Genomic DNA, 26,029 nt, shown 5'->3' with positions numbered 1-26,029 from the left:
GTATTGATGAAACAGGTCAAGAAAGACGAAACCTTCGCGGAGCTGAGCGAACGAACCGCTCTGGCAGGTGGCGTCGCATGGATGATGGTGTCCGGCATCACCGCCATGTGCTACCGCGAGAAGGGCGAGGATACGCTGGTCCAGATCTGGCGCCGCCTGCTGTCGTCAGAGCAGAAGGAACGGTTCATCGAGGCGCTCGACAAGCTGGAGATCAAGGACAACCCGCCGGCGGTGACCGCGGCCCTCTATCATTATCACTCCAACTCGATCGGCGGCCTGAACATGCAGATTGTGGTCGAGAGTGATCGCAAGGCTTGGATCCGCTACATGGCGCCCTGGGGCTCCTATCCCGGGATCGCGGCCCTTGCCGTGCCGCCCGCGGTGCGCCGCACGATCCTGTCGACCTGGCACCCGCGCAATGGCGAGTTGCTGGATTGCCCGCGCCTTGGATGGGTGGCCACCAAGTTCGTGGCGGACGGCCATCCCTATGACGAGGGCTACTTCTACGAATATGATCACGACCTGAGCCCCGAAGAGCGCTTTTGTGTCGAGCATGTGGAAACCTCGCCGGAATTCGACCCGGAGACCGCGCCCAAGCTGAACCCCGAGCTGTGGAGTGAAGCCCGCGTTCTGAAAGGCGGCTACAACTACAGCACCGACTACGTGCGCCACGTCGTCTCGATCCTGTACGAACTGCTCGGCGTGCACAGCGCGTCTTACGTCATCTCGATGGCGATGCGCATGCTTGGCGCTCAGTTCTCCGGTGATCTCGCCGCCAAGACCGGCTGCGAGGACAATGACCCGGAAAGCATCGTCAAGCTCTTCGCGACGATCTTCACCGCCTTCCGCAACGATGTCTCCGTCGAGACTGGCGAGAGGTCGGCCACTGTGGTGCTCGACGGCCTCGTGCCCTTCACCGACCAGCCCGATCCGGCGCTGCGCGAGGCGGTGTTCGAATTCGCCAAGATGGTGGTGCGCCAGCGCAATGGCCATTGCTCCATCACGCGGGAGTTCGACGAGACCACCTGCATCGAGCGCTGGACCGTGACGGATGAAGGGAAATGGCTTTGGTAACCCTCGCACAACATGCGGGACCACCGTACTTCGACGAGGAGGAGACGGTTGCGTCCCTCCTCGAGACGGCGGCGCGGGACAATCCGGACCATGTCTACCTGTCGTGGGATGACGGCCAGCTGACCTATGCCGGCCTCGACGCCGCGGCGGGGGAGATGGCCGGCCGGCTTGCAGGCGCGGGGATCAAATCCGGTGACCGCGTGGGCGTGATGCTCAGCCATCACCCGGACCATGTCATCACCTTCTTCGCACTGGCGAAGATGGGCGCGGTGCTGGTGCCGATCAACGTGGCGCTGCGCGGCAAGAGTCTGAGCTACCAGCTCTCCCATTCACAAGCGGCGCTGCTGATCGCCGATCGCATGTACGAAGAAGCCCTGGCCGAGGCAGAGGCGCCCCGCGTGTTGTGGCGTGATGGGGCGGGGGAGTTCGTCTTCTCCGATGGCGCCACTTACGGCGCCAAAATCGCCGACTTCACCGGCGCGGCGCGGCATTGGTCCGACCTGCGGATCATCCTCTACACCTCCGGCACGACCGGCATGCCCAAGGGCGTGCAGATGTCCGACCGGATGGTGCAGGCCAGCGCGCTCAGCTCTGCCTGGCTGTCGGATGTGCAGCAGAGCGATGTGCTGCATTTCTGGGATCCGATCTACCATGTCTTCGGCACCGAGGTGCTGGTCATGGCGCTGATGGTGCCCGTGCGGCTCCACATGGTGCCCCGCTTCAGCGCTTCGCGCTTCTGGCACGAGGTGAAGGAATGCGGCGCGACCCATGTTCATTTCGTGGGCGGCATGCTGCAGCTTCTGCTCAAGCAGCCCGAGGCCGAGATCGACAAGACCCATGGCGCGCGCATTGCATGGGGCGGGGGATGCCCCGTTGAAGTGTGGGAAGATTTCGCGCGCCGCTACGCGGTGGAAATCCGTGAGGGCTATGGCATGACCGAAACCTCCAGCTTCTCGACCATCAATATCGGCGGACCGGTCGGCTCTGTCGGCAAGGCAGCAGATTTTTTCGACGTCGAGGTGATGGCCGAGGATGGCACCCCCTGCGTAGATGGCGAGACTGGCGAGATCTGCGTGCGCGAGCGGGAGCCGGGTGTGTTGACCGTGGGCTATTACAACAACGACGCGGCCACCGCCGAGGCGCGCCGGGGCGACTGGTTCCCGACCGGTGATTTCGGGGTGCGCAATGCGGACGGCTATATCAGCTTCAAGGGCCGCAAGAAGCACAGCATCCGTCGCCGGGGGGAGAATATCTCTTCCGCGCAGGTGGAGATGGCGATCAACGATCACCCGCAGGTGTCCGAGACGGCCGTGATTGGCGTCAAGGACGACATGGGCGACGAGGAGCTGAAGGTCTACGTGCTGCCCGCCGATCCGGCGGATCTGGACATCCCGGCGATTGCCGAGTGGTGCAAGGGCCAGATGGCCGCCTTCCAGGTGCCGCGGTTCTGGGCCGTGGTGGACAGCTTCCCCAAGACACCGACACAGCGGATTCAGAAGCACTTGCTTCCGCAAACACAGGAGGCCGGCGATTTCGACACGGCTTGCACCAAGAATACCGAAAGGAGCTGACATGAAGCTTGAAGGCAAGACCGCCATCGTGACCGGCGCGGCGCAGGGTATCGGCGAAGGTATCGCGCGCGAATACGTGGCAGAGGGCGCCCGCGTGATGATCGCGGATATCCAGGATGAAAAAGGCCAGGCCTTGGCGGAAGAGCTGGGCCCGGATGCCTGCGGCTACACCCATTGCGACGTGACAAAATCCATAGATGTAGCCGCGCTGATCGCTGCCACGGAAAAGGCCTTCGGATCGATCAACATCGCCGTGTGCAACAGCGGAATCAACCACAACGCCACCATCCTCGAAATCGAGGAAGAGGATTTCGACCGCGTCATGGCCGTCAACCTCAAAGGCGCGTTCCTTGTGGGGCAGGCCGCCGCGCGCTGGATGGTCGCCCATGAGGTGAAGGGCTCAATCGTCAACATGAGCTCGATCAACGCAGAGGTTTGTAGCCCCACCATCGTGCCCTACGCGGTGTCGAAGGGCGGCATCAACCAGCTCACATCCGTTATGTCGCTCGGCCTTGCGCCGCATGGCATCCGGGTGAACGGCGTCGGCCCCGGCTCGATCGAAACCGAGCTGCTCAGCAATATCTTCAGCACCGATCCCTCGGCGATGAAGGGCATCCTTGCCCGGACCCCGATGGGCCGGCTCGGAACCGCGCGGGAAATCGGCCGGGCCTGCGTGTTCCTTGCCTCCGACGATGCCAGCTACATGACCGGACAGACGATGTATGTGGACGGCGGCCGCCTGCGGCTTGCCTATACCGTGCCGGTAAAAGACTGACCGTGAAAGGGCCAACCATGACCGACAGCCAAGCGCCGATCAGCATTTCCCTTGAAGGGCTTTCCAAGTCCTTCGGGAATGCCGTGGCACTGCAACCCACCGATCTCGCGGTGCGGCAGGGCGAATTCCTGACCCTGCTGGGGCCGTCCGGCTCCGGCAAGAGTACGCTTCTAAACCTGATCGCTGGCGCCATCGCGCCCAGCTCTGGCAAGATCATGCTGGACGGTCGCGACTTGACCAATGTGCCGCCGCGCGACCGGGGCATCGGCATGGTGTTCCAGAACTACGCGCTCATGCCGCATATGACCGTGTTCGACAACGTGGCCTATCCGCTGCGCACCCGCCGCGTGCCCTCGGCGGAGATCAAGACGCGGGTGATGGAATCCATCGAGCGTGTCGGTCTGAAAGGCTTCGAGGACCGCAAGCCACGCCAGCTTTCGGGGGGGCAGCAGCAGCGGGTCGGCATCGCGCGCTGCATCGTCTACTCGCCCGAGATCATAATGATGGACGAACCGCTGGGCGCGCTCGACAAGAAGCTTCGCGAGCAGATGCAGGGCGAGATCAAGCGCCTTCACCAGGAGATGGGCACCACCTTCATCTATGTGACCCACGACCAGGAAGAGGCGCTGAACCTTTCCGACCGGGTCTGCCTGATGAATGTGGGTGAGATCGCCCAGCTTGGCACCCCGGACGAGCTTTATTTCGAGCCGAACAGCAAATACGTGGCCGGGTTCATCGGTGAATCCAACATGATGGAAGGCACCGCGCAGGACGGCAACACGCTGAAGATCGACAGCGGCGACGTGATCCACGTGCCGACCTTCGCGCAGGCCGCCGGCACGCGTCTTGCCGCCATGGTCCGCCCGGAACGCCTGCACCTCGTGCATGCTGGGGCCGCGGATGCGGCATCGACCGAGAACAGGATCACTGGCAAGGTGACCGAAATCGCCTTTGTCGGCAGCACCACGCGTCTCACGGTTCAGGCTGCGGGCGGGATGGAGATGCTCGTGGCCACGATTTCCGAAACCTCCACCACGCGGGCGGCAATCGGGGATGAGGTCACCGTGGGCTGGCTGCCGGAAAACACGGTCATTCTCGACAAGTAACGGATTGAAATCATGACGGATCACGCAAGCACCCTGGGGCATATCAAGGATGTCACCGTTCTGACTGCGGCTCTGGACATGGCGCCGCACCTGATCGACTGGCGCAAGCGCCATACCGGCCAGGCGGAGTGCGTCGTGTTTCCGTCAACCACACAAGCCGTGTCGGAGGTGATGGCCTATTGCCACGCCAACCGCATCCGGGTCTTCCCGCAGGGCGGCAATACCAGCGTCTGCGGCGGCTCGGTGCCGGACGGGCAGGGCGGCTCCATCGTGCTGAACCTGTCCCGCATGAACCGCTTGCGGGAGATCAATCCCAACGATGACAGCATGGTCGTCGACGCAGGCTGCATCCTTGCCAATGTTCAGCAGGCCGCGGCGGATGTAGACCGGCTCTTCCCGCTCCGCCTCGGGGCTGAAGGCTCCTGCCAGATCGGCGGCAATATCGCGACCAATGCGGGCGGCACCGCCGCCGTGCGCTATGGCGTGATGCGCGACCTGGTACTGGGGCTGGAGGTGGTGCTGCCCGACGGCACCATCATCGACGCGATCAAGACCGTCCGGAAGGACAATTCCGGCTTTGACCTCAAGCATCTCTTCATCGGCTCCGAAGGAACGATCGGCATCATCACCGGCGCCGCGCTGAAGCTTTTCGCCCGGCCCCGCGGCATGACCACGGCGGCGCTGGCGATCCGGGATATCGACACGGCCCTTTACATCGCGCGCGATCTGCGCGGCGCGCTGCCCGGCGAGATTTCCGCGCTGGAGCTTCTGTCGGATAGCGAGATGGAGATCGTCCGAGAGTTCCGAGCCGAAGGCGCTCTGCGTATGCGGCAGGCGCCCTGGTACCTGATCGTAGAGGTCGGCGGGCGCAGCACCGAGGCGGAGTATCGCGATATCCTTGAAACCCTGCTCATGCCGGAGCTGGAAAGCGGCGCTCTGACCGATGCGATCCTGGCCGAAAACGAGCGCCAGCGGGGCGAGATATGGGGCGTGCGCCATTCGGTGACCGAGTGCAACATGCATGCCGGCATGGGCCTGACCCATGACATTGCGGTGCCGATCGGCAAGCTGGACCAGTACATCAAACAGGCCGAGGCCGAGCTGGCGGAGGCCTATCCGGACGCGGTTCCGGTGGTCGTGGGCCATATCGGCGACGGCAACCTGCATTACATCGCTATGTTCACGCATGAGGCATGGGCCGCGCAGACCGCGCAGGAAGCCGTGCGCGATCATGTCGGCCACATGTTCTACGACATTGCCGTGGGCCTTGGCGGCACCTTCAGCGCAGAGCATGGCGTGGGCTCGATCCACACCGGCGACATGGAGCGGTACAAGTCCTCCTCGTCCTTGCGCATGATGCGCGACATGAAGGCGGCATTCGACCCGCTCGGGATTGCGAACCCGGGCCGGATGCTGAAATTTTCCATTGATGAAAATGCTTTAGGCGGGGAGATCGAAAATGAATGAGACCAAGGGCAAATCGAACCGGGGGGGTGAAAAGGTCTATAGCGGCCTGCGCGAGGACATCCTGCGCCTCAACCTCAAACCAGGCAGCGTGCTGGACGAGGCCGCGATTGCCGCGCGCTATTCCGTGTCGCGCACGCCGATCCGAGAGGCGTTCATCCACCTGATCTCCGAAGGACTTGTGGTCCGCGACGGGCGCGTGGCGCTGGTGGCGCCGCTTAACTTCGACAATCTGTCCTCGATCTTCGACGCGCTTTTGCTGTCGAGTCGCGTGGTCAACAGCGCCGCCGCGAAGAACCGCACCGAGGCGGATCTGGAGAAGATCCGCGTGCAAATGCTGAAATTCGACGAGCTGTGCCCGAACGGCACCGGCATCCAGCGGCAGGACGTGAACCTCGAATTCCACATGGCCATCGCAGAGGCGGGCCGGAACGAGTATTTCTCCAACTTCTACGAGCGGATGCTGCTGACGGCGAGCCGCCTGCACCAAGCCTGTTTCTCCAACCGGATCGACCTAGAGCGCCGCTCGGAAGAGCAGAAATCGCTCGAACAGCACCTCACCGAGACCAGCAAGCAGCACCACAGCATGTTCGAGGCGATCCGCGACCGCGATTCCGACCTCGCCGACCATCTGGCTGTGGAACACCAGCGCCTGTCACGCACCCGGCTTCAGCAGGCCGTCTTCGGTCACAACAGCGACGCCTTCGACGCCTTCCCGCTTGAGGCCGCAACATCTGACCGGAACGGCTGACCGCCCGAGCTCCGCGACAGCGGATCGACTTAAACCAGGCGTCCGGATCCCCTCCCGGGAGGGCGCTGCAAGAACCAAGAAGGAATATAGGAAATGTGGCAGTTCTGGGTTGATCGCGGTGGTACTTTCACCGACATCGTTGCGCGTTCACCCGAAGGCGACTTCAAGACCCACAAGCTGCTGTCCGAGAACCCGGAACGCTACCAGGACGCTGCCGTGTACGGCATCCGGCAACTGCTTGAGTTGGGCGAGGGTGACGCCATCCCGCAGGACACGATCGAGACGGTCCGCATGGGCACGACCGTGGCCACAAACGCGCTGCTGGAGCGCAAGGGCGACCGCACCGTTTTCGTCACCACCAAAGGGATGCGCGACGTGCTGCGCATCGGCTACCAGAACCGCCCGCGCCTGTTCGATCTCAACATCGTGCTGCCGGAACTGCTGTATGATGCCGTCATCGAGGTGAACGAGCGTGTCGGCGCCCGGGGCGAGAAGATCGCCGCGCCGGATCCGGTCCTAATCCGGACCGAGCTGCAGAAGGTCTATGACAGCGGCGTGCGCGCGCTGGCCGTGGCCTTCATGCATTCCTACCGCTTCCCCGAGCACGAGCAGCTGGTCGGCCGCATCGCCGAGGAAGTCGGCTTCGAACAGATCTCTCTGAGCCACAAGGTCAGCTCTCTCATCAAACTGGTGGGCCGGGGCGATACCGCCGTGGTGGATGCCTATCTCTCCCCGATCCTGCGCCGCTACGTGGAGCAGGTGAGCGATGCGCTCGACGCCGATAGCGGGGCCTGCAAGGCGCTGATGTTCATGCAGTCGAATGGCGGGCTGACCGATGCGCGGCTGTTTCAGGGCAAGGACGCGATCCTGTCCGGTCCGGCGGGCGGCGTCGTGGGCATGGTCCGCACCGCCGAGATGGCGGGGCAGGACAAGCTGATCGGCTTCGACATGGGCGGCACCTCTACCGATGTGTGCCACTATGCGGGCGAATATGAACGCTCCTTCGAGACGGAAGTGGCCGGCGTGCGGATGCGCGCTCCGATGATGAGTATTCACACGGTCGCCGCTGGTGGTGGCTCCATCCTGAGCTATCGCAATGGCCGTATGCAGGCCGGCCCGGAAAGCGCCGGGGCCAATCCCGGCCCGGCCAGCTACCGCCGAGGCGGTCCGCTGACGGTGACCGATTGCAACGTCATGCTGGGCAAGCTGCAGCCTGACGCCTTCCCGCATGTTTTCGGGCCGGAGGCGAACGAGCCGCTGGACGTGGATGTGGTGCGCGAGAAGTTCCTCGCCCTGTCGCAGCAGATCGCCGAGGAAAGCGGCCAGCCGGCCAAGACACCGGAAGAGCTGGCCGAGGGTTACCTGCGCATCGCGGTGGAGAATATGGCCAACGCGATCAAGAAGATCTCGGTCCAGCGTGGCTATGATGTCAGCCAGTACACGATTAACTGCTTCGGCGGCGCGGGCGGGCAACATGCCTGTCTGGTGGCCGACGTGCTGGGGGTCGAGAAGATCTTCGTTCACCCTTTCGCCGGTGTCCTTTCGGCCTTCGGCATGGGCCTTGCCGATGTGCGCGCCCTGCGCGAGCAGCAATTTGGTGAGCCGATCGATGCCACTTGCGCCGCCGAGACCGCGCTGGCCGCGTTGGGGGAGGATGCGCGGGGCGAGGTGATCTCACAGGGGATCGACGCGTCGATCGTCGAGGTGAAGCGCATGGCGCATATCCGCACCTCCGGCGCGCACCAGACCATCGAGGTGCCCTTCGACGGTGCCGAGATCATGACTGCGTCTTTCCACGAGGCGCATAAGCAGCGCTTTGGCTACACCCCGACCGGCGCCGATCTGATTATCGAGCTGCTGACGGTGGAGGCTATCGGCGCAGCCGGTGCGGTGCCCGAGGCGGGCGGCATGGAGCCGAGCGGTCACTGTATGACCGAGGCGCAGATGTACACCCAAGGCAGCCGTCGCACCGTGCCGATCGTGGACCGGGCCAATATCGCCCCCGGCGCCACCGTCGACGGTCCGGCGATCATCACCGAGCCGACCGGCACCAACGTGGTCGAACATGGCTGGCAAGCGGAGGCGATGGCCGACGGCAACCTGATGCTGCGCCGCGTCATCGCCCTTACCCGGTCGGAGGCGATCGGCACGCAGGTCGATCCGCTGATGCTGGAAGTGTTCAACAACCTCTTCATGAATATTGCCGAGCAGATGGGCGCGACGCTCGCCAATACCGCCTATTCGGTGAACATCAAGGAGCGGCTGGATTTCTCCTGTGCGATCTTCGATCCCGAAGGCGGGTTGGTGGCCAACGCGCCGCACGTGCCGGTGCATCTTGGCTCCATGGGCGAAAGCGTGGCTACCGTGCTGCGCCAGAACGAGGGCAAGCTGAAGCCCGGCGACGTTGTGATGATGAACAACCCGTTCAACGGCGGCACCCACCTGCCGGACGTCACTATCATCACCCCGGTCTTCGACACGGCGGGGGAGAATATCCTCTTCGTGGTGGCCTCTCGCGGGCACCATGCAGATATCGGTGGCAAGACGCCGGGCTCCGCCCCGCCGGACAGCAGCCATATCGACGAGGAAGGCGTTCTGATCGACAATTTCTTCGTGGTGCAAGGCGGCGCCTTCCAGGAAACGGCCACGCGCCAGCTTCTGGCCTCCGGCCCGTACCCGTGCCGCAATATCGACCAGAACATCGCTGACCTGTCCGCCCAGATCGCGGCCAACGCGACCGGCGTGCGGGAGCTGCTGCGCATCGTCGATCAGTTTGGCAAGGACGTGGTGCATGCCTATATGGGCCACGTGCAGGACAATGCCGAGGAATGTGTGCGCCGGGTGATCGACGTGCTCAAGGACAGCCAATTCACCTACACTCTGGATTCCGGCGCGCAGATCGCTGTTAGCATCTCCATCGACCATGCCAGCCGCTCGGCCAAGGTGGATTTTACCGGCACGTCCAAGCAGGATCCGGGCAACTACAACGCGCCTCTGGCGATCTGCCGCGCCGCTGTTCTGTACGTCTTCCGCACGCTTGTCGGCTCTGACATCCCGTTGAACGAAGGCTGCCTGAAACCGATCGAGATGACGGTGCCTGACGGCTCGATGATCAATCCGGTCTACCCGGCCGCGGTGATCGCCGGAAATACGGAGGTCAGCCAGTCCATCACCGAAACGCTCTATGGCGCGCTGGGTGTGGTCGCGGGCTCGCAAGGGACGATGAACAACTTCGTCTACGGCAATGACGCGCACCAGAACTACGAAACCATCTGCGGCGGCACTGGCGCCGGCGACGGCTTCGCAGGCGCAAGCGGAGTGCATTCGCACATGACCAACACCCGCATGACCGACCCTGAGGTTCTGGAAGACCGCTACCCGGTTCGGCTGGAGCATTTTGGTCTCCGCGCAGGATCCGGCGGGGCAGGTCTGTTCCCCGGTGGTGAAGGTGTGGTGCGCAAGATGCACTTCCTCGAGCCGATGACGGCGACGGTTCTCTCCTCGCACCGACAAACCGCACCCTTTGGCCTTGCCGGTGGGGCCGATGGCCTGCCGGGCCAAAACCGGGTGATCCGCGCCGACGGTACCGAAGAGGCGCTTTTGGGAAATGATTCCAGAGAGATGGCCGTGGGCGATATCTTCGTTCTGGAAACACCGGGGGGAGGTGGCTTCGGGCCATGCAAGTCAAAGTGAGAGCCTGTCCGTCGTCAGATGATTTGGAACAGGGCGGCCTAATCGGTAGCGGAGGATCTGGCTCGTTGTGGTTTCAGTCTATGCCGCTGTCTGTCGGTGCAGCAAGCGGCGTTTCCGGATTGTCTTTGCCTTGATCTCCTTTCGTCGTGCGTGGATGGTTTCTGCCCGGCCGCAGTAGACATCGGCCGGGGTCAGGTTGCCCAGGCTCTCGTGGTAGCGCTGGTTGTTGTAGTGCTTGATGAAGTCACCGATCGCCTGCTCGAGCGCCCCGGGCAGATAATGGTTTTCCAGCAGGATGCGGTTCTTCAGGGTCTGGTGCCAGCGCTCGATCTTGCCCTGGGTTTGCGGGTGGTTCGGCGCACCGCGGACGTGATCCATGCGCTGTTCCTCGAGCCATTTCGCGAGATCGCCAGAGATGAAACTGCTGCCGTTATCGCTGAGCAGCCTCGGCCGGTGCGCCACCGTTGCCCGGTCACATCCCGAGGCCGCCAAGGCCTCCTCGAGAGTGGCGGTCCCATCGTCTGCTCTCAAGGTGGTACACAGTCGCCATGCCACGACGTATCGGCTGTAATCATCGAGGACGGTGCCGAGATAGAACCATCAGCCGTGGCTGTTTGTCATTCAGGTAGGCAGCTACAAGCTTCAAGCTTCAGAGTGACCGTATGGCCTAACCTGTATCGCCGTTCTAGGACATTATAAGATTAGATTTCACAAATATGAAACCATTGCTTCAAACGTATAAAACGCACGCTCTAGCCAGCCAAACGGTCTTCATTCTGCTCCATCGCGGTGAACTCCAGATGAAAATTCGTGCCAACGCCCATGGCGCTTTCATAGGTCAGGTCGCCTTGCATCTGACAGGCCAGCCGTTTGGAAATGTGCAAGCCTAGGCCCGAGCCTTGCGTCGAATGCTGGCTTTGGTTGGCGACCTGTTCGAAGCGCCCGAAAACGCGGTCTTCCATCCCCTCAGGAATGCCGTGGCCGGCATCCTTGATCGACAAGCGCAGCTTGCCGTTAGTCATATGCAACGTGCCTTCGACAGTGCCGTTCTCATGCGAGAACTTGATGGCGTTGGACAGAAGGTTGTCGATGATCTGGCGAATGGCGAAGGCATCGCCCTGGACCAACGCGTGCGAGACAGTGGACTTCTTCACAAGCGTTATCTTGCGCTCTGAGGCGAAGACGCGGTTTTCCTCGATGCTGTCTGTGAGCAGGCGGTCGAGATCGACAGCATCTTCCTCGAGTTGAAGCGCTCCGATGTCCATTTTCTGCGCCAGAAGAATCTGGTCGATCAGGCGTGATAGGCGAATACCGTTGCGGTGGGAAATTTCCAGCAGAGAGCGCATCTGGTCGCTCATCTCGCCGACACGACCGCTAAGGGCGATCGCAAGACCGCCTTTAAGAGAAGTCAGCGGCGTGCGCATCTCGTGGCTGACCACGGAGACGAACTCGTCCTTGGCGCGATTGGCGGCGTCGGCGGTCCTGAGGGCCTCCTGCAACGACGCGTTAATCGCCATGCGATCGGTGACGTCGACCAGGGTCACGCTCCATCCCAGAATTTCGGCGGATGGGTTCAGAGGGTTACGGACCTTCTGTATTCGAGGTTCGTAGGCCTGGTCGCCAATGCGCAGATGAGAGCCATCGGCCGCATTGGCCAAGTCATCATGCCCGTCGAAGAGCTCGCGCAGCACTTGATTGTTTCCATGGCTCAGCCCGCGCTTGCGGGCAGCGGCGTTCATCAGCACGATGTTTCGCTTGCGGTCGATCAGGACGACCGGTTCGCTGCTCGTATCGAAGAGGACCGACTGACCGATTGCGGCCATGTCCATGGTTTTGCTCACCAGCAGCATCCAGGAGAACGCCAGCACGCCCAGCGAGAACATGAAGGCGGTGGGATCGAGACCGAAGAAGGTGAAGTCCAGACCGATGTAGGCGGCGTTCACGACCAGCGGGGACAAGGTGATGGCGGTCAGCATGCTCAGCAGTGGCCAGGCGCTCCGCTTGGCGCGGACAACACCCCTTATCAGGCAAACGAAGGTGGCCATGACGAAGGTGTAGAGTAAGGCGATGATCGTGTAGAAGCCCGGCCCGTGAACGTATTCGATCTGATTGCTGCCGACCGGAAGCATCGTGTCCTCGGTATAGACGAGATGGTGCCACGAATTTGTGGCGACCAGGGCGAATATTCCCAGCGTAGTGCCAAGCAGAAGCGCAGTTGCGCGACGTGTGCGGACCCAATCGGCGTTTCCGACGTAATTGAAGACAAAGTAACACCACGAGGTGGTCACCAATCCGTGCCCCAGCCAAGCGACCGTCGCCCATTGCATATTGCAGGCATAAGTCGCTGACGCAGCTTCGAGACCAACGCTGAGAAGAGTCCACATGACACCGATGAAGGTGAGCGCGTAGAAACGCTTTCCGTTGAAATCCTGCGATTTCAGGGTCCAAATCATGGTCAAGGCAGCAAGTGCGATCACCGCCGCGGCCACTAGAAAGACCGGGCTTGAGAATGCTCCTTCAAAGCAAGTCATGAATCCCCCAACTGCAAGATACTACAGAGATAAATCATTTGAATTCGCCTATAATACGGCGTCAAGGTGGCCTTTTGAATCAGCGCACGTGAAGTGGGTCGAAATGACGTCATTCGCGTTACGTTTCCGTTAATATCAAAGATTTGGGAGAATGCAGTTACTTACGACTAAGAATCAATGCGAGGTTCCGCGTGAGTTGTGGATATTCCGACATGCGGAGGCAATCGGTCCCATCGCAAGGCAAGGTCCTGCCGGTAATTCGTATGGAGCGAATCAACTTGACCGATTGCTTCAAGCCTACGGCCAAGGATTTCGCATCGCCGTGGCCCTGAGCAGGCGACTGCGTCTGTCCGGTCTGCTGACGCGCCTGACTGTAGGCCGCCTGGAACCTCTACTGTCACAGCGACTGATCTTGCGTGACCTTGGCACCTGCATCGACTGGCGCATTCACCGAAAGCGCATGGCCGAACTGTTGCACGTGCAATACAACCGTGTGGCGCTCGTCGATTACAATCTACGACGTCGAAGAGGAAAGGCGGTTTCGACATCGCGTGCTGGGGTTTGGTCAATGAGATAGCCAACGCTCGCATGGCCAAAAAACGCCGGGTGCTTTGGTCCCCGCAGGGCGCACATCCGGTGGCAACGGTCAGAGCCGCGGTCTTGGACGGAAGGCTTGACGAAGGGCATCTCCCAGCCGCTTTATCTCCAGGTCCTTCCACTCCCCAGCGACACCCGGTCAGGTGCAACGCTTCCTGTCCGTCCATGATCAAACCGCCGCCCTGTTTCGCCCCGAACGCCACCGTCTTTCCGCAAGATCATACCGCCACGCTCGCAGCGATGCCTTCGCACTCTGGAGCGAATACACAAGCAAACTGACTGTATAGAACCCTCGCCCTTGCGAAACAATTCGCGGAGGCAAAACAACCTGACAAATCCGCCCCGCGCCCTTCGGCTGCTACCTACCGTTCACAGCCCACGTCAGCTTTGCGTGCAAACCGGCCGCGAGGAGGCATCAACCGGTGCCCTTGTCACGTAAGGACTCTTTCGGTGTACCGCGTCCGAACCTGAACAATCTGGTCACGATCACGAAGAACAGCGGCACGAAAATGACCCCAAGAACCGTGCCGGATATCGTCCCGCCCAGAACGCCCGAACCAATCGCGTTGCGCCCGCCCGACCCGGCGCCGGAACTCAGCACCAGAGGCAGCACCCCAAGCGAGAACGCCATCGAGGTCATGATGATCGGACGAAAGCGTTGCCTTGCCGCCTCCACCACCGCGTCGATGACACGCTCACCCGCCACGTGCCTGTCGCGCGCAAACTCCACGATCAGGATCGCGTTCTTGCCGGTCAGGCCGATCACCGTCAGCAACCCAACCTGGAAGAAGACGCCGTTGTCAAATCCACCGAAATAGGCCGCCGACAATGCTCCTACCACGCCAATCGGCATGGCCAGCATGACTGCGAATGGGATTGACCAGCTTTCATACAAGGCCGCAAGCGACAGGAACACCGCCGCAAGCGATAGCGCATATAGCAGCGGTGCCTGGTTGCCCGATTGCCTTTCCTCTAGGGACAGCCCGGTCCACGACAGCGCGAAGCCCGGCGGCAATTGTTCAGCCAGCCGCTCCATCTCGGCCATTGCGGCGCCGGTGGACACGCCAGGGGCCGGCGCGCCCTGCAATTGCATCGAGGGGATGCCGTTGAAGCGATAGAGGCCCTGCGGCCCGTAGTTCCACGAGCCTTTTGCGAAATTCGAGAACGGCACCAGACCGCCACTAGCATTGCGGACCCGCCACTTGTCGATGTCCGACGGGATCGAACGATCTGGCGCGTCGCCCTGCACGTAGACACGCTTGATCCGGCCTTGGTCGATAAAGTCGTTCACGTAGGAACCGGCCCAGGCCACCGTCAGCAACTGGCCCACGTCGTTGGCCGTCACGCCCATCGCGCCCGCCTTGCGCCAGTCGATATCCAGGTTGAACTGTGACGCGTCCTCCAGCCCGTTGGGCCGGGCCGACGCGATCAGTTCGCTTTGCGCCGCCAGCCCCAGCAACTGGTTTCTCGCCTGAAGCAATTCCTCGTGGGTTTGCCCCCCACGCGCCTGAAGATAGACGTCAAACCCCGACACGTTACCAAGCTCGATCACCGAGGGCGGCACAATGGGAAACACCATCGCGTCGCGTATTCCGCTCAGCGCCCCGAAGGCGCGCCCGGCAAGGGCCTGCACGCTTTGCCCGGGCGATTTGCGTTCGTCCCAGTCCTTCAACTGGACAAAGGCGATGCCCATGTTCTGGCCCTGGCCAGCAAAGCTGAACCCGACCACTCCGAACATAGATTTCACCGTGTCGGTCTCCTGGGTCAGATAATAGTCCTCGACCTGTTCCAGCACGTCTAGCGTCCGCTCGGCCGTTGCGCCGGTCGGTGTCTGGATCAGAGTGAACAGGATGCCCTGGTCCTCGTCCGGCAGAAACGCGGTCGGCGTGCGGGTGAACAGAAACGCCATCGCTACGGCCAGCGCAAGATAAACCAGCCCCACCCGGAACGGACGTTTGACGCTCCAGGCGACCGTGCCGGAATACCGGCTCAGGACCGCATCGAACCCGCGGTTGAACCAACCAAAGGCGCCTTTCTTCTTGTCGCGATCTTTGTGTTTGAGGATCGTCGCACACAGCGCGGGCGTCAGGGTCAGCGCGACCACCACCGACAGCGCCATCGCCGACACGATCGTTATCGCGAACTGCTTGTAGATCACGCCGGTCGAGCCCGGAAAGAACGCCATCGGCACGAACACCGCCGACAGCACCAGTGCAATCCCGATCAGCGCACCGGTGATCTGGCCCATGGATTTGTAGGTCGCCTCGCGCGGGGGCAAGCCTTCTTCCTCCATGATCCGCTCGACATTCTCGACCACGACGATCGCGTCGTCGACCAGCAGTCCGATCGCCAGTACCATGGCCAGCATCGTCAGCGTGTTGATCGTGAAGCCGGCCGCCGCAAGAACGCCAAACGTGCCCAGTAGAACCACCGGCACCGCCAGCGTCGGAATAAGCGTCGCGCGCAGGTTCTGCATGAAGAGGAACATCACCAGGAAGACTAGGATGATCGCCTCGAACAGGGTCTTGATGACCTCCTCGATCGAGATCAGCACGAAGGGCGTGGTGTCGTAGGGAATGACGTATTCCACGCCTTCGGGAAAGAACTCCGCGAATTCGGCCATCCGCGCCTTCACGGCCTCGGCGGTGTCCAGCGCGTTGGCCCCAGGTGCTAGGCTGACAGCAAGGCCCGCCGCCGGATCCTGATTGAAGCGCGCGATGGTGGCATAGTTCTCCGCGCCGATCTCCACACGCGCCACATCGTCCAAAAGCACCAGCCCGCCATCAGTCTCGGCCCGCAGGACGATCTGCCGGAAGTCCTCGGGCGAGTTCAGAAGCGACTGCGCGGTGATCGTGGCATTCAGCTGCTGCCCCTCGACCGTCGGCCGCGAGCCAAACGCCCCCGCCGAGATCTGGGCGTTTTGTGCCGACACGGCGTTCACAACATCTGCAGGCGTCAGCTCGAAGGCCGCGAGCTTGGAGGGATCCAGCCAGATCCGCATAGCGTATTGCGCGCCGAAGACCTGGACCGACCCGACTCCCTCGACCCGGCTCAGTTCGTCGACAAGGTTCGTGACCATGTAATCCGACAGGTCCACCTGGTCGAACCCGTTCGCGCGCGAGATCATCCCGATCACCATCAGGAAGCCGGCCGAGGATTTCTCGACCGTGACACCCTGCCGCTGCACGGTTTCCGGCAGCAGCGGCGTGGCGCGCGACAGCTTGTTCTGCACCTGCACCTGCGCGATATCGGCATCCGTGCCGGTCTCGAAGGTCAGCGTGATGCTCGACTGGCCCGCCGATGTCGAGTTGGACGAGAAATACCGCAACCCGTCCAGCCCGGTCATCTGCTGTTCGATCACCTGCGTCACCGTGTTGGCGACCGTCTCGGCCGAGGCGCCGGGATAATTCGCACTGATGGTGACCGAGGGCGGCGCGATTTCCGGATACTGCGCAATTGGCAGGATCCGGATTGCCAGCACCCCGATTCCCATGATCAGGATCGCGATAACCCAGGCAAAGACCGGGCGATCAATGAAAAAGCGCGCCATGGGAGTGGTTCCTTATGGGGATTTCTGGTCGTCCGCCTCGGCGGGGTCGTCGTTTGCGTCGCCGGTCGCCTCGGCCTGGGGCGCCTCGCGCTCCTCCGGGGCGACGGTCGCACCGACCCCGGTCTTCTGGAACCCGGCGACGATCACCCGGTCGCCGTCCTGCAACCCACCGCTGACCACCCAGTCGGCGCCGCGGTCCTGAAGGATGGTCACCTGGCGCTCCTCGACGACATTCTCTGCAGTCACCACCCAGGTAAACGGGCGGCCGCGCCTGTCGCGCTGCACCGCTTCCTGCGGCACCAACAGAACGTTCTCGGCGGTGCCCACAGGCATCTCAACCTGCACGTACATCCCCGGCAAGAGCAACCGGTCGGGATTGTCGAACTGCATGCGCAGCACCACCACGCCGGTCTGCGGGTCAACGTTTGGCTCCGCGGCGGTGATCGTGCCTGTCTCATCGAAATCCGATCCGTCCGCCAGCGTCAGACGCACCGTCGTGTCGGCATTGGTCAATTGGTCCTCGGTCTGTCCGCGGGTCCACCGCAGCAGATCCGCCGCCGACTGTGTCACGTCCACGTAAACCGGGTCGATGTCCCGGATAACCGCCAGGGGCTCGGCCTGGCTGGCCGTCACCAGCGCGCCCGGACTGGTCCGCGCCAGGCCGATCTCGCCCGAAAGGCGCGCGCGGATCGTGGTGCGTTCCAGCTCGATCTCGGCCGACCGCAACTGCGCCTCGGCCACCTCGACCGCAGCCGCCGCGGTGTCGCGCACCGCCTTGGCCTCGTCAAAGGCCCGCTCGCTCGTCACGTTGCGCTCTCGCAACTCCACCAGCCGCTCGGCCTCGACCTCCGCCGCATCCAGCTGGACCCTGGCCTGCGTCACCGCGGCCTGCCCCTGTTCGACCGCGGCGGAATAGGTGGCGGAGTCGATGCGGTAAAGCGCGTCGCCCTCCTCGACAAAGCCCCCCTCCCGAAACAGCCGCTCCGTGATGATTCCGTTGACCTGCGGACGCACCTCTGCCTCCGCCGAGGCTGCAACCCGGCCGGGCAACGTCGAAGTCAGCGTGACCGTCTGCGCCTGTAACTTGACAACCACGACCGGCGTCGGCTCTTGCGCCTGCTGAGCCAGTGCCCGCCCGGCAAACATGCCCGATACGGCCAGACCCAAGCTCACTGTCGCGATGGCTAGGATTGAACGGTTCATCATGCGTTTTGACCCCCGATGGCGGATGCTTGCCAAGTTACATATACACTGCATGCCTCATAGCCTCTTCGCTCCGGGGTATCCATAGAAACCATTACTGATGGTGATAACTTCAGCCTAATCGACTGATAAATTGGGCACTGAACTTCTTGCCTAAGCTGCCGAGCCATTGTTTCCGAAACGGACAATTGTGACCTCTCCAAAGGAGCAATGCAGCAACGAAAGCCGGATCCGCTCCGGCTGACTGCATTTTCGTGCCTCCGGCTATCTTGTAAACTCCGCAAACGCGACAAGTGTGACAGGATAAGCCGATGTTCAATCTCAAGGCCAGCAACGGCCAAGTCGTTGGAACCAGCGAATCCTATAGCAGCGCGTCGGGACGCGAAAATGGAATCACGTCAGTGAAATCCAATGCACCCGGTGCGCGGGTCGACGACCAGACAAGCTGAAGTCGGGGACTTCAGCTTCTAGCTGTCGAAAATCTTCGAAACAAAATCCGTGTCGATTACGGCCTAGAGTTCCAAAAATTGGGGCTCGACAGTGGGCTTGCCTGGGCACTGGAGCTTATCCCCAATTTCTGGGGATAGCTGCCGGGACCGATAAGGAGGGCCATTATCGTTACCGGCAGGAACGGCCCAAAACCGATTTTCGCCTCTCTTGCAACGAATGACGGCTTGGTGATCATAATGATCACCTGCCAAGGTGCCCGCTACCGGTGCCAAGCGATTGCAGTGCTCTAATAGTATCGGCTCTGAATACGGCTGAGCGCATGCGAGAGCTGCTCACTTTCGCGGCTGGAATTGAATTCCTCCGGATAAGGTTCCTTGCCATCTGCTATTTCTCGGGCGGTCTCGGACAGGCGCTCCAGCGGGCGCACGAAATGCCGTGTGAACAGGATCGAAAACGCTCCCAAGACACCGAGCAAGCTGGCCAGACTGATCCACATTGCGACCGAAAGGTCCGATACATCCTGACCGAAAGAAGCCGGCGGAACGCGCGCAACCAGAGAGAGGCCAGTGGGGGGCGCGTTGCCGACCGTGAGCTCGGGCGCAACGGCGTAGATGTTTCTCACGCCGTTTGCATCCTCGACGACCTGTGCGGATTCGATATTGAGAGAAAGGGAACTGAGACTGGCTGGTGTAAGGTCCACGCTGGTCTGCTGTTGCGTCGGAAAGATTGAGCGGCCGCGCTTGTCGACGACATAAGCCAGCAAGCCAAGGTCGTCCGCAGCAGCCTGAACGTAATCCTGAAGCCAACTTGCTTTCAGACTGTATACATATACTCCAGTAACATCTCCATCCGCGGATTTGACTGGCACGGCAATGTTCAGCACATCGTTCTGCTCATGCGCCGCGGTGGGGTTGGACGATGTTATGTCACCAAAAAACGGACCGCGAAGACCCTGTCGATACCAGTCTGTGCTTGATACGGAGGTGCCCACGCGGCTCCCATTGGAGCCGACTCTGATGGTGCCGGAAAGATCGGCGAGCCCAGCCCAGGCGACACGTCCACCGGCGACGAGTACAGCGTCGGTGAATGCGCGGATCTCTTCGTTTTCCATTGGAGCGATCTGTCCTGCGACGGCTTGAAGGCTTTCCCATTCCCGTTCAACCGCCCGGGAAACCGCGAGCCGAAGTGCCTTCACTCCGCGGATGGCATTCTCGGATTCGACCCGTGTTTCGAAGCTCCGCGCGTGCTGATGTATAGGCCACCAAATTGCAACCATGCCCAGCAGGCCGCAAATCATGACAAAGCCGAAGATAGATGTTGCTAGTCGTGGAGCGTGAACGTTTTCCCTGCCGGAACTTGTCAAATCAGGCTTAACCATTTGTCGAATTCCACTTACTTTTACTCATGAACGGGGTGCGCTCTGACTCTCACCACGGACATCCAAGACGACCACCCGATACTTTTCACAGCCGCATAACTTCGAATTCTGGCAGCAGTATGTGCAACTTTCCAAATTTCGTTCCACAACAGGAGCAAAGATGGAGTTGCATACACAACTCACAGACGAGCGAAATCTTCCTACACCATAGTATCGTTAATTTGGTTGTGCGTATAAAGGTTAAACTATGCTTGTAATTGCAAGAGGGGCCGACATTGCGGTATCTTCGCCTGTGTATTGGTTTTTTTCTCCTGTTTGGGGCGCTCTACGTCATTGTCGTGGAGCAGATGACCGGGGCCAGCGCGAATGCATTTGTTAACGCGCCTCTCTTGACCGCGCGTGCTCCCGTCGCCGGGGACGTTGATCTTCCGGATCGCGCGCCTGGTGCTTTTATCAAAGAGGGCTCAACACTCTTCTCCGTCGAAGATGCGAGGGCCGACCAGGTGCGCCTGAACGACCTGCAATTGGAACGAGACCTTCTGGCTGCGGATCTGACAAGCTACAAAACCGAACGCGATGCACGACGGGAAGCGTTGCGCTGGATCGAATCGACGGCCGGAAAGTACGCGGCTGCACGAACTCGGGAACTTGAGATCACCGCAGGTGGAGCACCGTCCGATCCAGACACCTCGCCAAATCGGGACCAGCCACCCTCGGAATCTGGCAGCCTTACCGTCGACGAGAACAAGCTGGCGCCCGATGAAAACGACCCCGATCGCTTTCTCGAACTTTCAGGCGCGTTTCTGGATGGCGCCATCGAGGACTTCGCCGGTTTGGAGGCTCTGCAACTGCTCGCAGCGCGGCGCGCGATATATCTTGACGACTCCGCAGGCGCGGCATGGAATATGGCACTGAGGCAGCGCGAAGCAGAGACCTCGTTGACACTTGTCGAGGCAAATATCGCCCGGACCGAAGAACAGCTGACGGCTTACGAAATCCGCATAGAGCGGGAGTTGTCGCGTCTCGTCAAGCTGCGCGGAGATACGCTTTCTTCGCCGGTCAACGGCGTTCTCTGGCAGGAATTGACTGCAAACGGCGTGAACGTCCAACGGGGTGATCCTATCATGAACATCGCCGACTGCGCCTCGGTGCTGGTCACGTTGTCGGTGTCGGAAACCATCTATAATTCGCTTTCCACCGGCGACACCGCGACGTTCCGCCCGCTTGGCGGCGACGAGGCGATGCAGGGGACGGTCGCCCGCCTCGCGGGCTCCGGCGCGGCCTCTGTATACGAAGGCATGGCGGTGGCTCCGAGCGAAGAACACCTGCAACGCTACGATGTAGCGCTCGTCGTTCCGGAACTGAGGACGGATCCGGTGGACGGTTGCAGCATAGGCAGAACGGGCCGCGTGTTCTTTGATGACCGCCCACTCGATATATTGTGGAAGTTCTGGGAGTAATGCTGCCTAACCTTTACCTCGGCGATATGGGCGCGAGCCTGGTGCACGTGGTTCCGATACTCGGCTTGGCACTGATTCTGCCGTATGTCATCGACCGTCAGGACACCCATCACCGTATCTTCCTGTTCGTGATCGCGATCATTTTCGCGATCAGGTACGCATGGTGGCGAACGACCGAAACGATCGCCCCGGTGGGCTGGACCATTGATTTCCTGGCAAGTGGGCTGCTGCTGGGGCTGGAGTTGATGGCAATCGTAAGTTCGATCAGCGCTTTCTTCATCCTCATGCGTCACCGTGACCGAAGCCCCGACGCCGACCGCAACGCCGGCTGGTGGGGGGACACGCCGCCGAAGGTTGCGATCCTGATCGCGACATATAACGAGGAACTGGAGGTGCTTGAACGTACCATCATTGGTTCCAAGGCTCTGCGCCATCCCGCCAAGGAAGTCATGGTTCTCGATGACGGACGCCGCGACTGGTTGCGTGATTATTGCGAGAAAGAGGGCGTCACCTACATGCGGCGCCCCGACAACAAGCACGCAAAGGCCGGCAACATCAACCACACGCTTCAGGTTCTCTGGGCGCGGGAGACGCCCCCGGATTACGTGGCCGTTCTGGATGCCGATTTCGTGCCGCATCGCGGATTCCTCTCACGCACGCTGGCCCTTTTTCACGATCCGGCGGTGGGTCTTGTCCAGACCCCGCAGCACTTCTTCAACGCCGATCCTATACAGCACAACCTCGGGATAAGCCGGTCCTATCCCGACGAGCAGCGCTTCTTCTTCGACGACATGCAGCCCTCGCGCGATGGCTGGGGCGTCGCCTTCTGCTGTGGGACATCCTCGATCATGCGGCTGAACGCCTTGAAAGATATCGGCGGCTTCCCCACCGACAGCATCACCGAGGACTACATGATCACGCTGTGCCTGCAGAACGCAGGCTGGCACACCGCCTATCTCAACGAGCCGCTGACCGAGGGGCTCGCCCCGGAAGGCTTGAAGGAATACGTCACGCAACGCTCGCGCTGGTGCCTGGGAATGATGCAGATCGCGCGCAGCCGGGTCGGACCGTTCCGCAATAACGGGCTGCGCCTGCGCGACCGCTGGAGCGTCATCGACGCCAGCCTCTACTGGATCACGACATTTCCCTTCCGGGTCGCAGCCATGGTTTTCCCGTTGCTCTACTGGTACGGGAACATCACCGTCGTGGATGCCAGTCCGGCCGATGTGATAACCTATTTCGGCTGTTTCTTCGCCTGGAACCTGATGGCCATCAACCTGATGTCGCGCGGCAACGTGGTGCCGATCCTGACCGATGTCAGCCAGTTGCTGGGCGCCCTGCCGATCACCCGCGCGGCGTTCACCGGGCTGGTGCAGCCAAGGGGCCACCCTTTCAGCGTGACGGCCAAGGGTGGGGACCGCAGCCGCATCGTGGTGCAATGGAACATGCTGGCCCCTTTCGCCATCCTGCTTGGACTTACGATTGTCGGGCTTCTGATGGGTATCGTGACCGACCGTTTTGCCTTCAACGACGCGGGCGAAGGCAAATGGGTCATACTGTTCTGGACGATCTACAACATGATCGTGCTGGCACTGACGATCATCGCCTGTGTAGAACTGCCCCGGCGCGAACGCCATGTTGCCGACACGCCCGAGCGCGTCACCTTCACCTCGGGCAAGGTATCACAGCGCATGTGGGTGACCAGCCTGACGCAGGACACCGCACGGTTGCGGGGCGGACAATTCGACGCCGGCACCTACGGAATGATCGACCTGCCGGGGGTTGGCGAACTGTCGGTGTTCGTACTTGCGCCGACAGCCGACGGAATGCGCGTGGAACTGATGCCCGACGATGAACAGCGCGACGCGCTTTTCATGAGGTTCTATACCGAAGACAATACACCCGGTATCAGCGTCGTGAACACCTGGAACATGCTAGGTGACATGGCGCGGCGCATATCGCGCATCAGCCGGGACAGGACAGCCAGGAAAGGAACAACACTTGACCGCAGGGAATAAGACCATGCGCTACGCCGCCGCGATGCTTGTGTTCGCGGCCCCGGCGGCACAGGCCGACGGAGAGTTCTTTCAACTGGATCTCGGCGAAGACACCACGACGGCCGTGATCTCGGTCGAGCGCGACCGCCTGTCATACGGCATGGTGTTCAGCGATTATACCGGGCCGGAGGATCTGAACCTGACGGCCAGCTTCAAGTTCTCGCTAGGGACGCCGGTCACCTTCCGCGCCGGACCGGCAATCCAGCTTGAGGGGCTCGAAACGGTCAAGGGCGGGATACGGTTCGTGGCCGAGCATTATCAGCCCACAAGTTTCGGCAGCGTCTTCCTGCTGGGCGAGGCAACGACGATCGATCGAGGTTACTTCGCCCTTGCCGCCATCGGCTTCGACAAGCCGGATGTGACTTTCGAGTTCAGCTATCTCGGGGACGACGACGGCTTCCGCGACAAGGTCGCGGCCGTGGCATTCGGGATCCCGAATACCAAGGCGAGTTTCCGTGCCGGCTACAAGCTCGATTCCGAGGAAAGTTTCATTGGGATCTCGATCAATACGTTCTGAGTTTAAAGATCGTGACAATCCGGTTGCTCAACCCGCAAAGCCGACATTCTTGACCTGAGCAGCGAACGGCAGCGCTCCGCCGAACCTACTATTTTTGACTGCCAAATTCCCGCCTTTCCGACTGGACTTCGCGTGGCAGTAGAGCGGTACTTTAACCACCGACGCAGTTAAGCCACTCGCGTCATGATCTTCGCCCGGACCTCCGGGCTCTGCCCGGTAGCAGGAGCAGCACGCTCCTGGAGCTAAGCAAAAGGAGACAATTATGACCGTACAGCTATCCCAAAAGCCGAAGAAGACAGCCGCAGGCAATGTCCGAACGACAAAGAAGGCGCAACTGATCCGGATGCTGCAAAGCAAGACCGGGTCCGACATCGGGGCGATCAGCAAGAAGCTGGGCTGGCAGAGCCATACGACGCGCGCCGCGCTCACCGGCCTGCGCAAGGCCGGCTTCGAGATCGCGGCGACAAAGTCGGAGGACGGCAAGCCGACGCGCTATCGCATCACGGCGGAGCCTGACGCCGAACGACAGACATCCGGTTCCGCGGAGGTTGCCCATGCCGGGTAAGCCACACCCGGAGCGAGACAGCGCAAAGGCGCGTTGGGAGGAGATCTTCGGATTTTCTCCTCCGCCGTACCTCTCGGTGGCCTTCATGGAGAAGGCGCTGGCCCATGAGCAGCAATGCCGTCGCCACGGAGGATTGTCTCCGGCGACGCGCAAGACCCTGACACGTGTTGCCGGCGGGCAGCCGGTCGCGGAGGCCTCGCGCGGCAGTCTCAAGCCCGGAGCCCATCTCGTCCGGGAGTGGAATGGCCGCACCTACCAGGTCGAGGTGACGGACACAGGCTACCACCTTGAAGGTCGCAGCTGGAGATCGCTCTCGGCCATTGCACGGCATATCACCGGAACCAACTGGTCCGGACCGCGCTTCTTCGGCCTCGATCGCGGGGCAGGGGGCAGCGCATGAAGAAGATCCGCTGCGCCGTCTACACCCGCAAGAGTTCCGAGGACGGGCTGGAGCAGGAGTTCAACTCGCTCCATGCCCAGCGGGACGCCTGCAGCGCCTAAATCGCCAGCCAGAAGCACGAGGGCTGGGTGATGCTGCCCGACGCTTATGACCACGGCGGCCTCTTCGGTGGCTCTCTCGCGCGTCCGGCGCTGCAGCGCATGATGGAGCATGTGCGCGAGGGCAGGGTGGATCAGATCGTCGTCTACAAGATCGATCGGCTGACCCGGTCGCTTGCGGACTTCGCCAAGATCGTCGATGTGCTGGATGAGGCCGGTGCCTCCTTCGTGTCGGTCACGCAGTCGTTCAACACCGCCACCAGCATGGGACGGCTGACGCTGAGCATGCTCCTGTCCTTCGCCCAGTTCGAGCGTGAGGTGACGGCGGAGCGGATCCGGACAAGATCGCGGCCTCGAAGCGGAAAGGCCTCTGGATGGGCGGGCAGGTCCCCATGGGCTACGACCCCGATGGCCGAACGCTGAAGATCAACCAGGCCGAAGCCGCTACGATCAGAACGCTCTATGATCTCTACGAGCGCCGGAGCACGATCCGTGCCGTCAAGGAAGTAGCGGATCGGCTGGGTCTCAGAAGCCGACGCCGGACAACCACGTCTGGTCAGGTGACGGGCGGCACTCCCTTCGGCCGGGGCCACATCCATCACATCCTGACCAACCCGATCTATGCCGGACGGATCCGGCACCGCGACAAGGTCTTCGACGGCGCCCATCCTGCCATCATCGAACCAGACCGCTGGGAAGGTGCAGCTTCAAGCAGGCACCGCCCGCAGTCGCCGATCGTTAACGGCTAGGCGCAAGAGCCTGCTTTGCGGCAAGCTCTTCGACGAGACC

At 61.6% G+C, this 26,029-nt stretch carries 19 protein-coding genes and 2 pseudogenes; 16 read left to right on the top strand and 5 right to left on the bottom strand.

The window, feature by feature from the left end; translation table 11 throughout:
- Positions 1-6: 6 nt before the first annotated feature.
- The 7 genes from PVV74_RS04095 to PVV74_RS04065 all read left to right on the top strand — a co-directional run bounded on the left by PVV74_RS04095 (position 7) and on the right by PVV74_RS04065 (position 10,434).
- Positions 7-1,074, top strand: a complete 1,068-nt coding sequence (locus tag PVV74_RS04095) for a hypothetical protein (protein ID WP_103765047.1) — start codon at positions 7-9, stop codon at positions 1,072-1,074.
- A complete protein-coding gene (locus tag PVV74_RS04090) occupies positions 1,062-2,645 on the top strand; it encodes a class I adenylate-forming enzyme family protein (protein ID WP_274592322.1) in 1,584 nt (527 codons plus the stop codon). The genes PVV74_RS04095 and PVV74_RS04090 overlap by 13 nt, the downstream gene beginning before the upstream one ends.
- Position 2,646: 1 nt before the next feature.
- A complete protein-coding gene (locus PVV74_RS04085; RefSeq protein ID WP_274592321.1) occupies positions 2,647-3,420 on the top strand; it encodes an SDR family NAD(P)-dependent oxidoreductase in 774 nt (257 codons plus the stop codon).
- Between the two features lie 17 nt (positions 3,421-3,437).
- Complete coding sequence (locus PVV74_RS04080; RefSeq protein ID WP_103765077.1) at positions 3,438-4,526, top strand: ABC transporter ATP-binding protein; 1,089 nt, start codon at positions 3,438-3,440, stop codon at positions 4,524-4,526.
- A 12-nt stretch (positions 4,527-4,538) separates the two neighbouring features.
- Entirely contained in the window at positions 4,539-5,993 is a 1,455-nt protein-coding gene (locus PVV74_RS04075; protein ID WP_274592320.1) for an FAD-binding oxidoreductase, read from the top strand.
- Positions 5,986-6,741 carry a GntR family transcriptional regulator gene (locus PVV74_RS04070; protein WP_103765043.1) on the top strand — a complete coding sequence of 252 codons (756 nt, stop codon included), beginning with the start codon at positions 5,986-5,988 and terminating at the stop codon, positions 6,739-6,741. The genes PVV74_RS04075 and PVV74_RS04070 overlap by 8 nt, the downstream gene beginning before the upstream one ends.
- Positions 6,742-6,834: 93 nt before the next feature.
- Entirely contained in the window at positions 6,835-10,434 is a 3,600-nt protein-coding gene (locus PVV74_RS04065; RefSeq protein WP_274592319.1) for a hydantoinase B/oxoprolinase family protein, read from the top strand.
- 78 nt (positions 10,435-10,512) lie between these two features.
- Here the strand turns inward: PVV74_RS04065 and PVV74_RS04060 are convergent.
- Together PVV74_RS04060 and PVV74_RS04055 are read right to left on the bottom strand one after the other, a co-directional pair.
- Positions 10,513-11,034: pseudogene (locus tag PVV74_RS04060) on the bottom strand (transposase); the annotation flags it as partial.
- Between the two features lie 152 nt (positions 11,035-11,186).
- A complete protein-coding gene (locus PVV74_RS04055; protein WP_274592318.1) occupies positions 11,187-12,965 on the bottom strand; it encodes a sensor histidine kinase in 1,779 nt (592 codons plus the stop codon).
- A 487-nt stretch (positions 12,966-13,452) separates the two neighbouring features.
- On the opposite strand from PVV74_RS04055, the pseudogene PVV74_RS04050 reads away from it, so the two are divergent.
- A pseudogene (locus tag PVV74_RS04050) lies at positions 13,453-13,640 on the top strand (ISKra4 family transposase); the annotation flags it as partial.
- Positions 13,641-13,977: 337 nt separating this feature from the next.
- Here PVV74_RS04050 and PVV74_RS04040 read toward each other — a convergent pair.
- Together PVV74_RS04040 and PVV74_RS04035 are read right to left on the bottom strand one after the other, a co-directional pair.
- Positions 13,978-17,112 carry an efflux RND transporter permease subunit gene (locus tag PVV74_RS04040; protein WP_274592317.1) on the bottom strand — a complete coding sequence of 1,045 codons (3,135 nt, stop codon included), beginning with the start codon at positions 17,110-17,112 and terminating at the stop codon, positions 13,978-13,980.
- Between the two features lie 12 nt (positions 17,113-17,124).
- Positions 17,125-18,318, bottom strand: a complete 1,194-nt coding sequence (locus tag PVV74_RS04035) for an efflux RND transporter periplasmic adaptor subunit (RefSeq protein WP_371931652.1) — start codon at positions 18,316-18,318, stop codon at positions 17,125-17,127.
- Positions 18,319-18,626: 308 nt separating this feature from the next.
- Here PVV74_RS04035 and PVV74_RS04030 point away from each other — a divergent pair, with 308 nt between their 5' ends.
- Positions 18,627-18,764 carry a YegP family protein gene (locus tag PVV74_RS04030; RefSeq protein ID WP_103765038.1) on the top strand — a complete coding sequence of 46 codons (138 nt, stop codon included), beginning with the start codon at positions 18,627-18,629 and terminating at the stop codon, positions 18,762-18,764.
- A gap of 287 nt (positions 18,765-19,051) precedes the next feature.
- On the opposite strand, the gene PVV74_RS04025 is transcribed toward PVV74_RS04030, so the two are convergent.
- Entirely contained in the window at positions 19,052-20,143 is a 1,092-nt protein-coding gene (locus PVV74_RS04025; RefSeq protein ID WP_274592316.1) for a HAMP domain-containing protein, read from the bottom strand.
- A gap of 275 nt (positions 20,144-20,418) precedes the next feature.
- On the opposite strand from PVV74_RS04025, the gene PVV74_RS04020 reads away from it, so the two are divergent.
- From PVV74_RS04020 to PVV74_RS03990, 7 genes are all read left to right on the top strand, one after another.
- Complete coding sequence (locus tag PVV74_RS04020; RefSeq protein WP_146050108.1) at positions 20,419-21,603, top strand: HlyD family efflux transporter periplasmic adaptor subunit; 1,185 nt, start codon at positions 20,419-20,421, stop codon at positions 21,601-21,603.
- A complete protein-coding gene (locus tag PVV74_RS04015; RefSeq protein WP_274592315.1) occupies positions 21,603-23,621 on the top strand; it encodes a glycosyltransferase in 2,019 nt (672 codons plus the stop codon). The genes PVV74_RS04020 and PVV74_RS04015 overlap by 1 nt, the downstream gene beginning before the upstream one ends.
- On the top strand, positions 23,605-24,177 hold the full coding sequence (locus PVV74_RS04010) for a hypothetical protein (RefSeq protein ID WP_274592314.1): 573 nt from the start codon (positions 23,605-23,607) through the stop codon (positions 24,175-24,177). The genes PVV74_RS04015 and PVV74_RS04010 overlap by 17 nt, the downstream gene beginning before the upstream one ends.
- Before the next feature lie 262 nt (positions 24,178-24,439).
- Positions 24,440-24,742 carry a DUF3489 domain-containing protein gene (locus tag PVV74_RS04005; protein ID WP_274592313.1) on the top strand — a complete coding sequence of 101 codons (303 nt, stop codon included), beginning with the start codon at positions 24,440-24,442 and terminating at the stop codon, positions 24,740-24,742.
- Complete coding sequence (locus tag PVV74_RS04000) at positions 24,732-25,142, top strand: DUF2924 domain-containing protein (RefSeq protein ID WP_274592312.1); 411 nt, start codon at positions 24,732-24,734, stop codon at positions 25,140-25,142. Before PVV74_RS04005 ends, PVV74_RS04000 begins: the two co-directional genes overlap by 11 nt.
- Before the next feature lie 131 nt (positions 25,143-25,273).
- Positions 25,274-25,663 (top strand): recombinase family protein, encoded by a 390-nt coding sequence (locus tag PVV74_RS03995; RefSeq protein WP_274592311.1) that lies wholly within the window; start codon positions 25,274-25,276, stop codon positions 25,661-25,663.
- On the top strand, positions 25,633-25,989 hold the full coding sequence (locus PVV74_RS03990) for a recombinase family protein (RefSeq protein WP_274592310.1): 357 nt from the start codon (positions 25,633-25,635) through the stop codon (positions 25,987-25,989). Before PVV74_RS03995 ends, PVV74_RS03990 begins: the two co-directional genes overlap by 31 nt.
- The last annotated feature ends 40 nt before the right edge of the window (positions 25,990-26,029 follow it).

Source organism: Roseovarius sp. SK2, assembly GCF_028807495.1.
Lineage (GTDB): Bacteria > Pseudomonadota > Alphaproteobacteria > Rhodobacterales > Rhodobacteraceae > Roseovarius > Roseovarius confluentis.
This window is presented reverse-complemented; position numbering and strand designations above follow the sequence as displayed.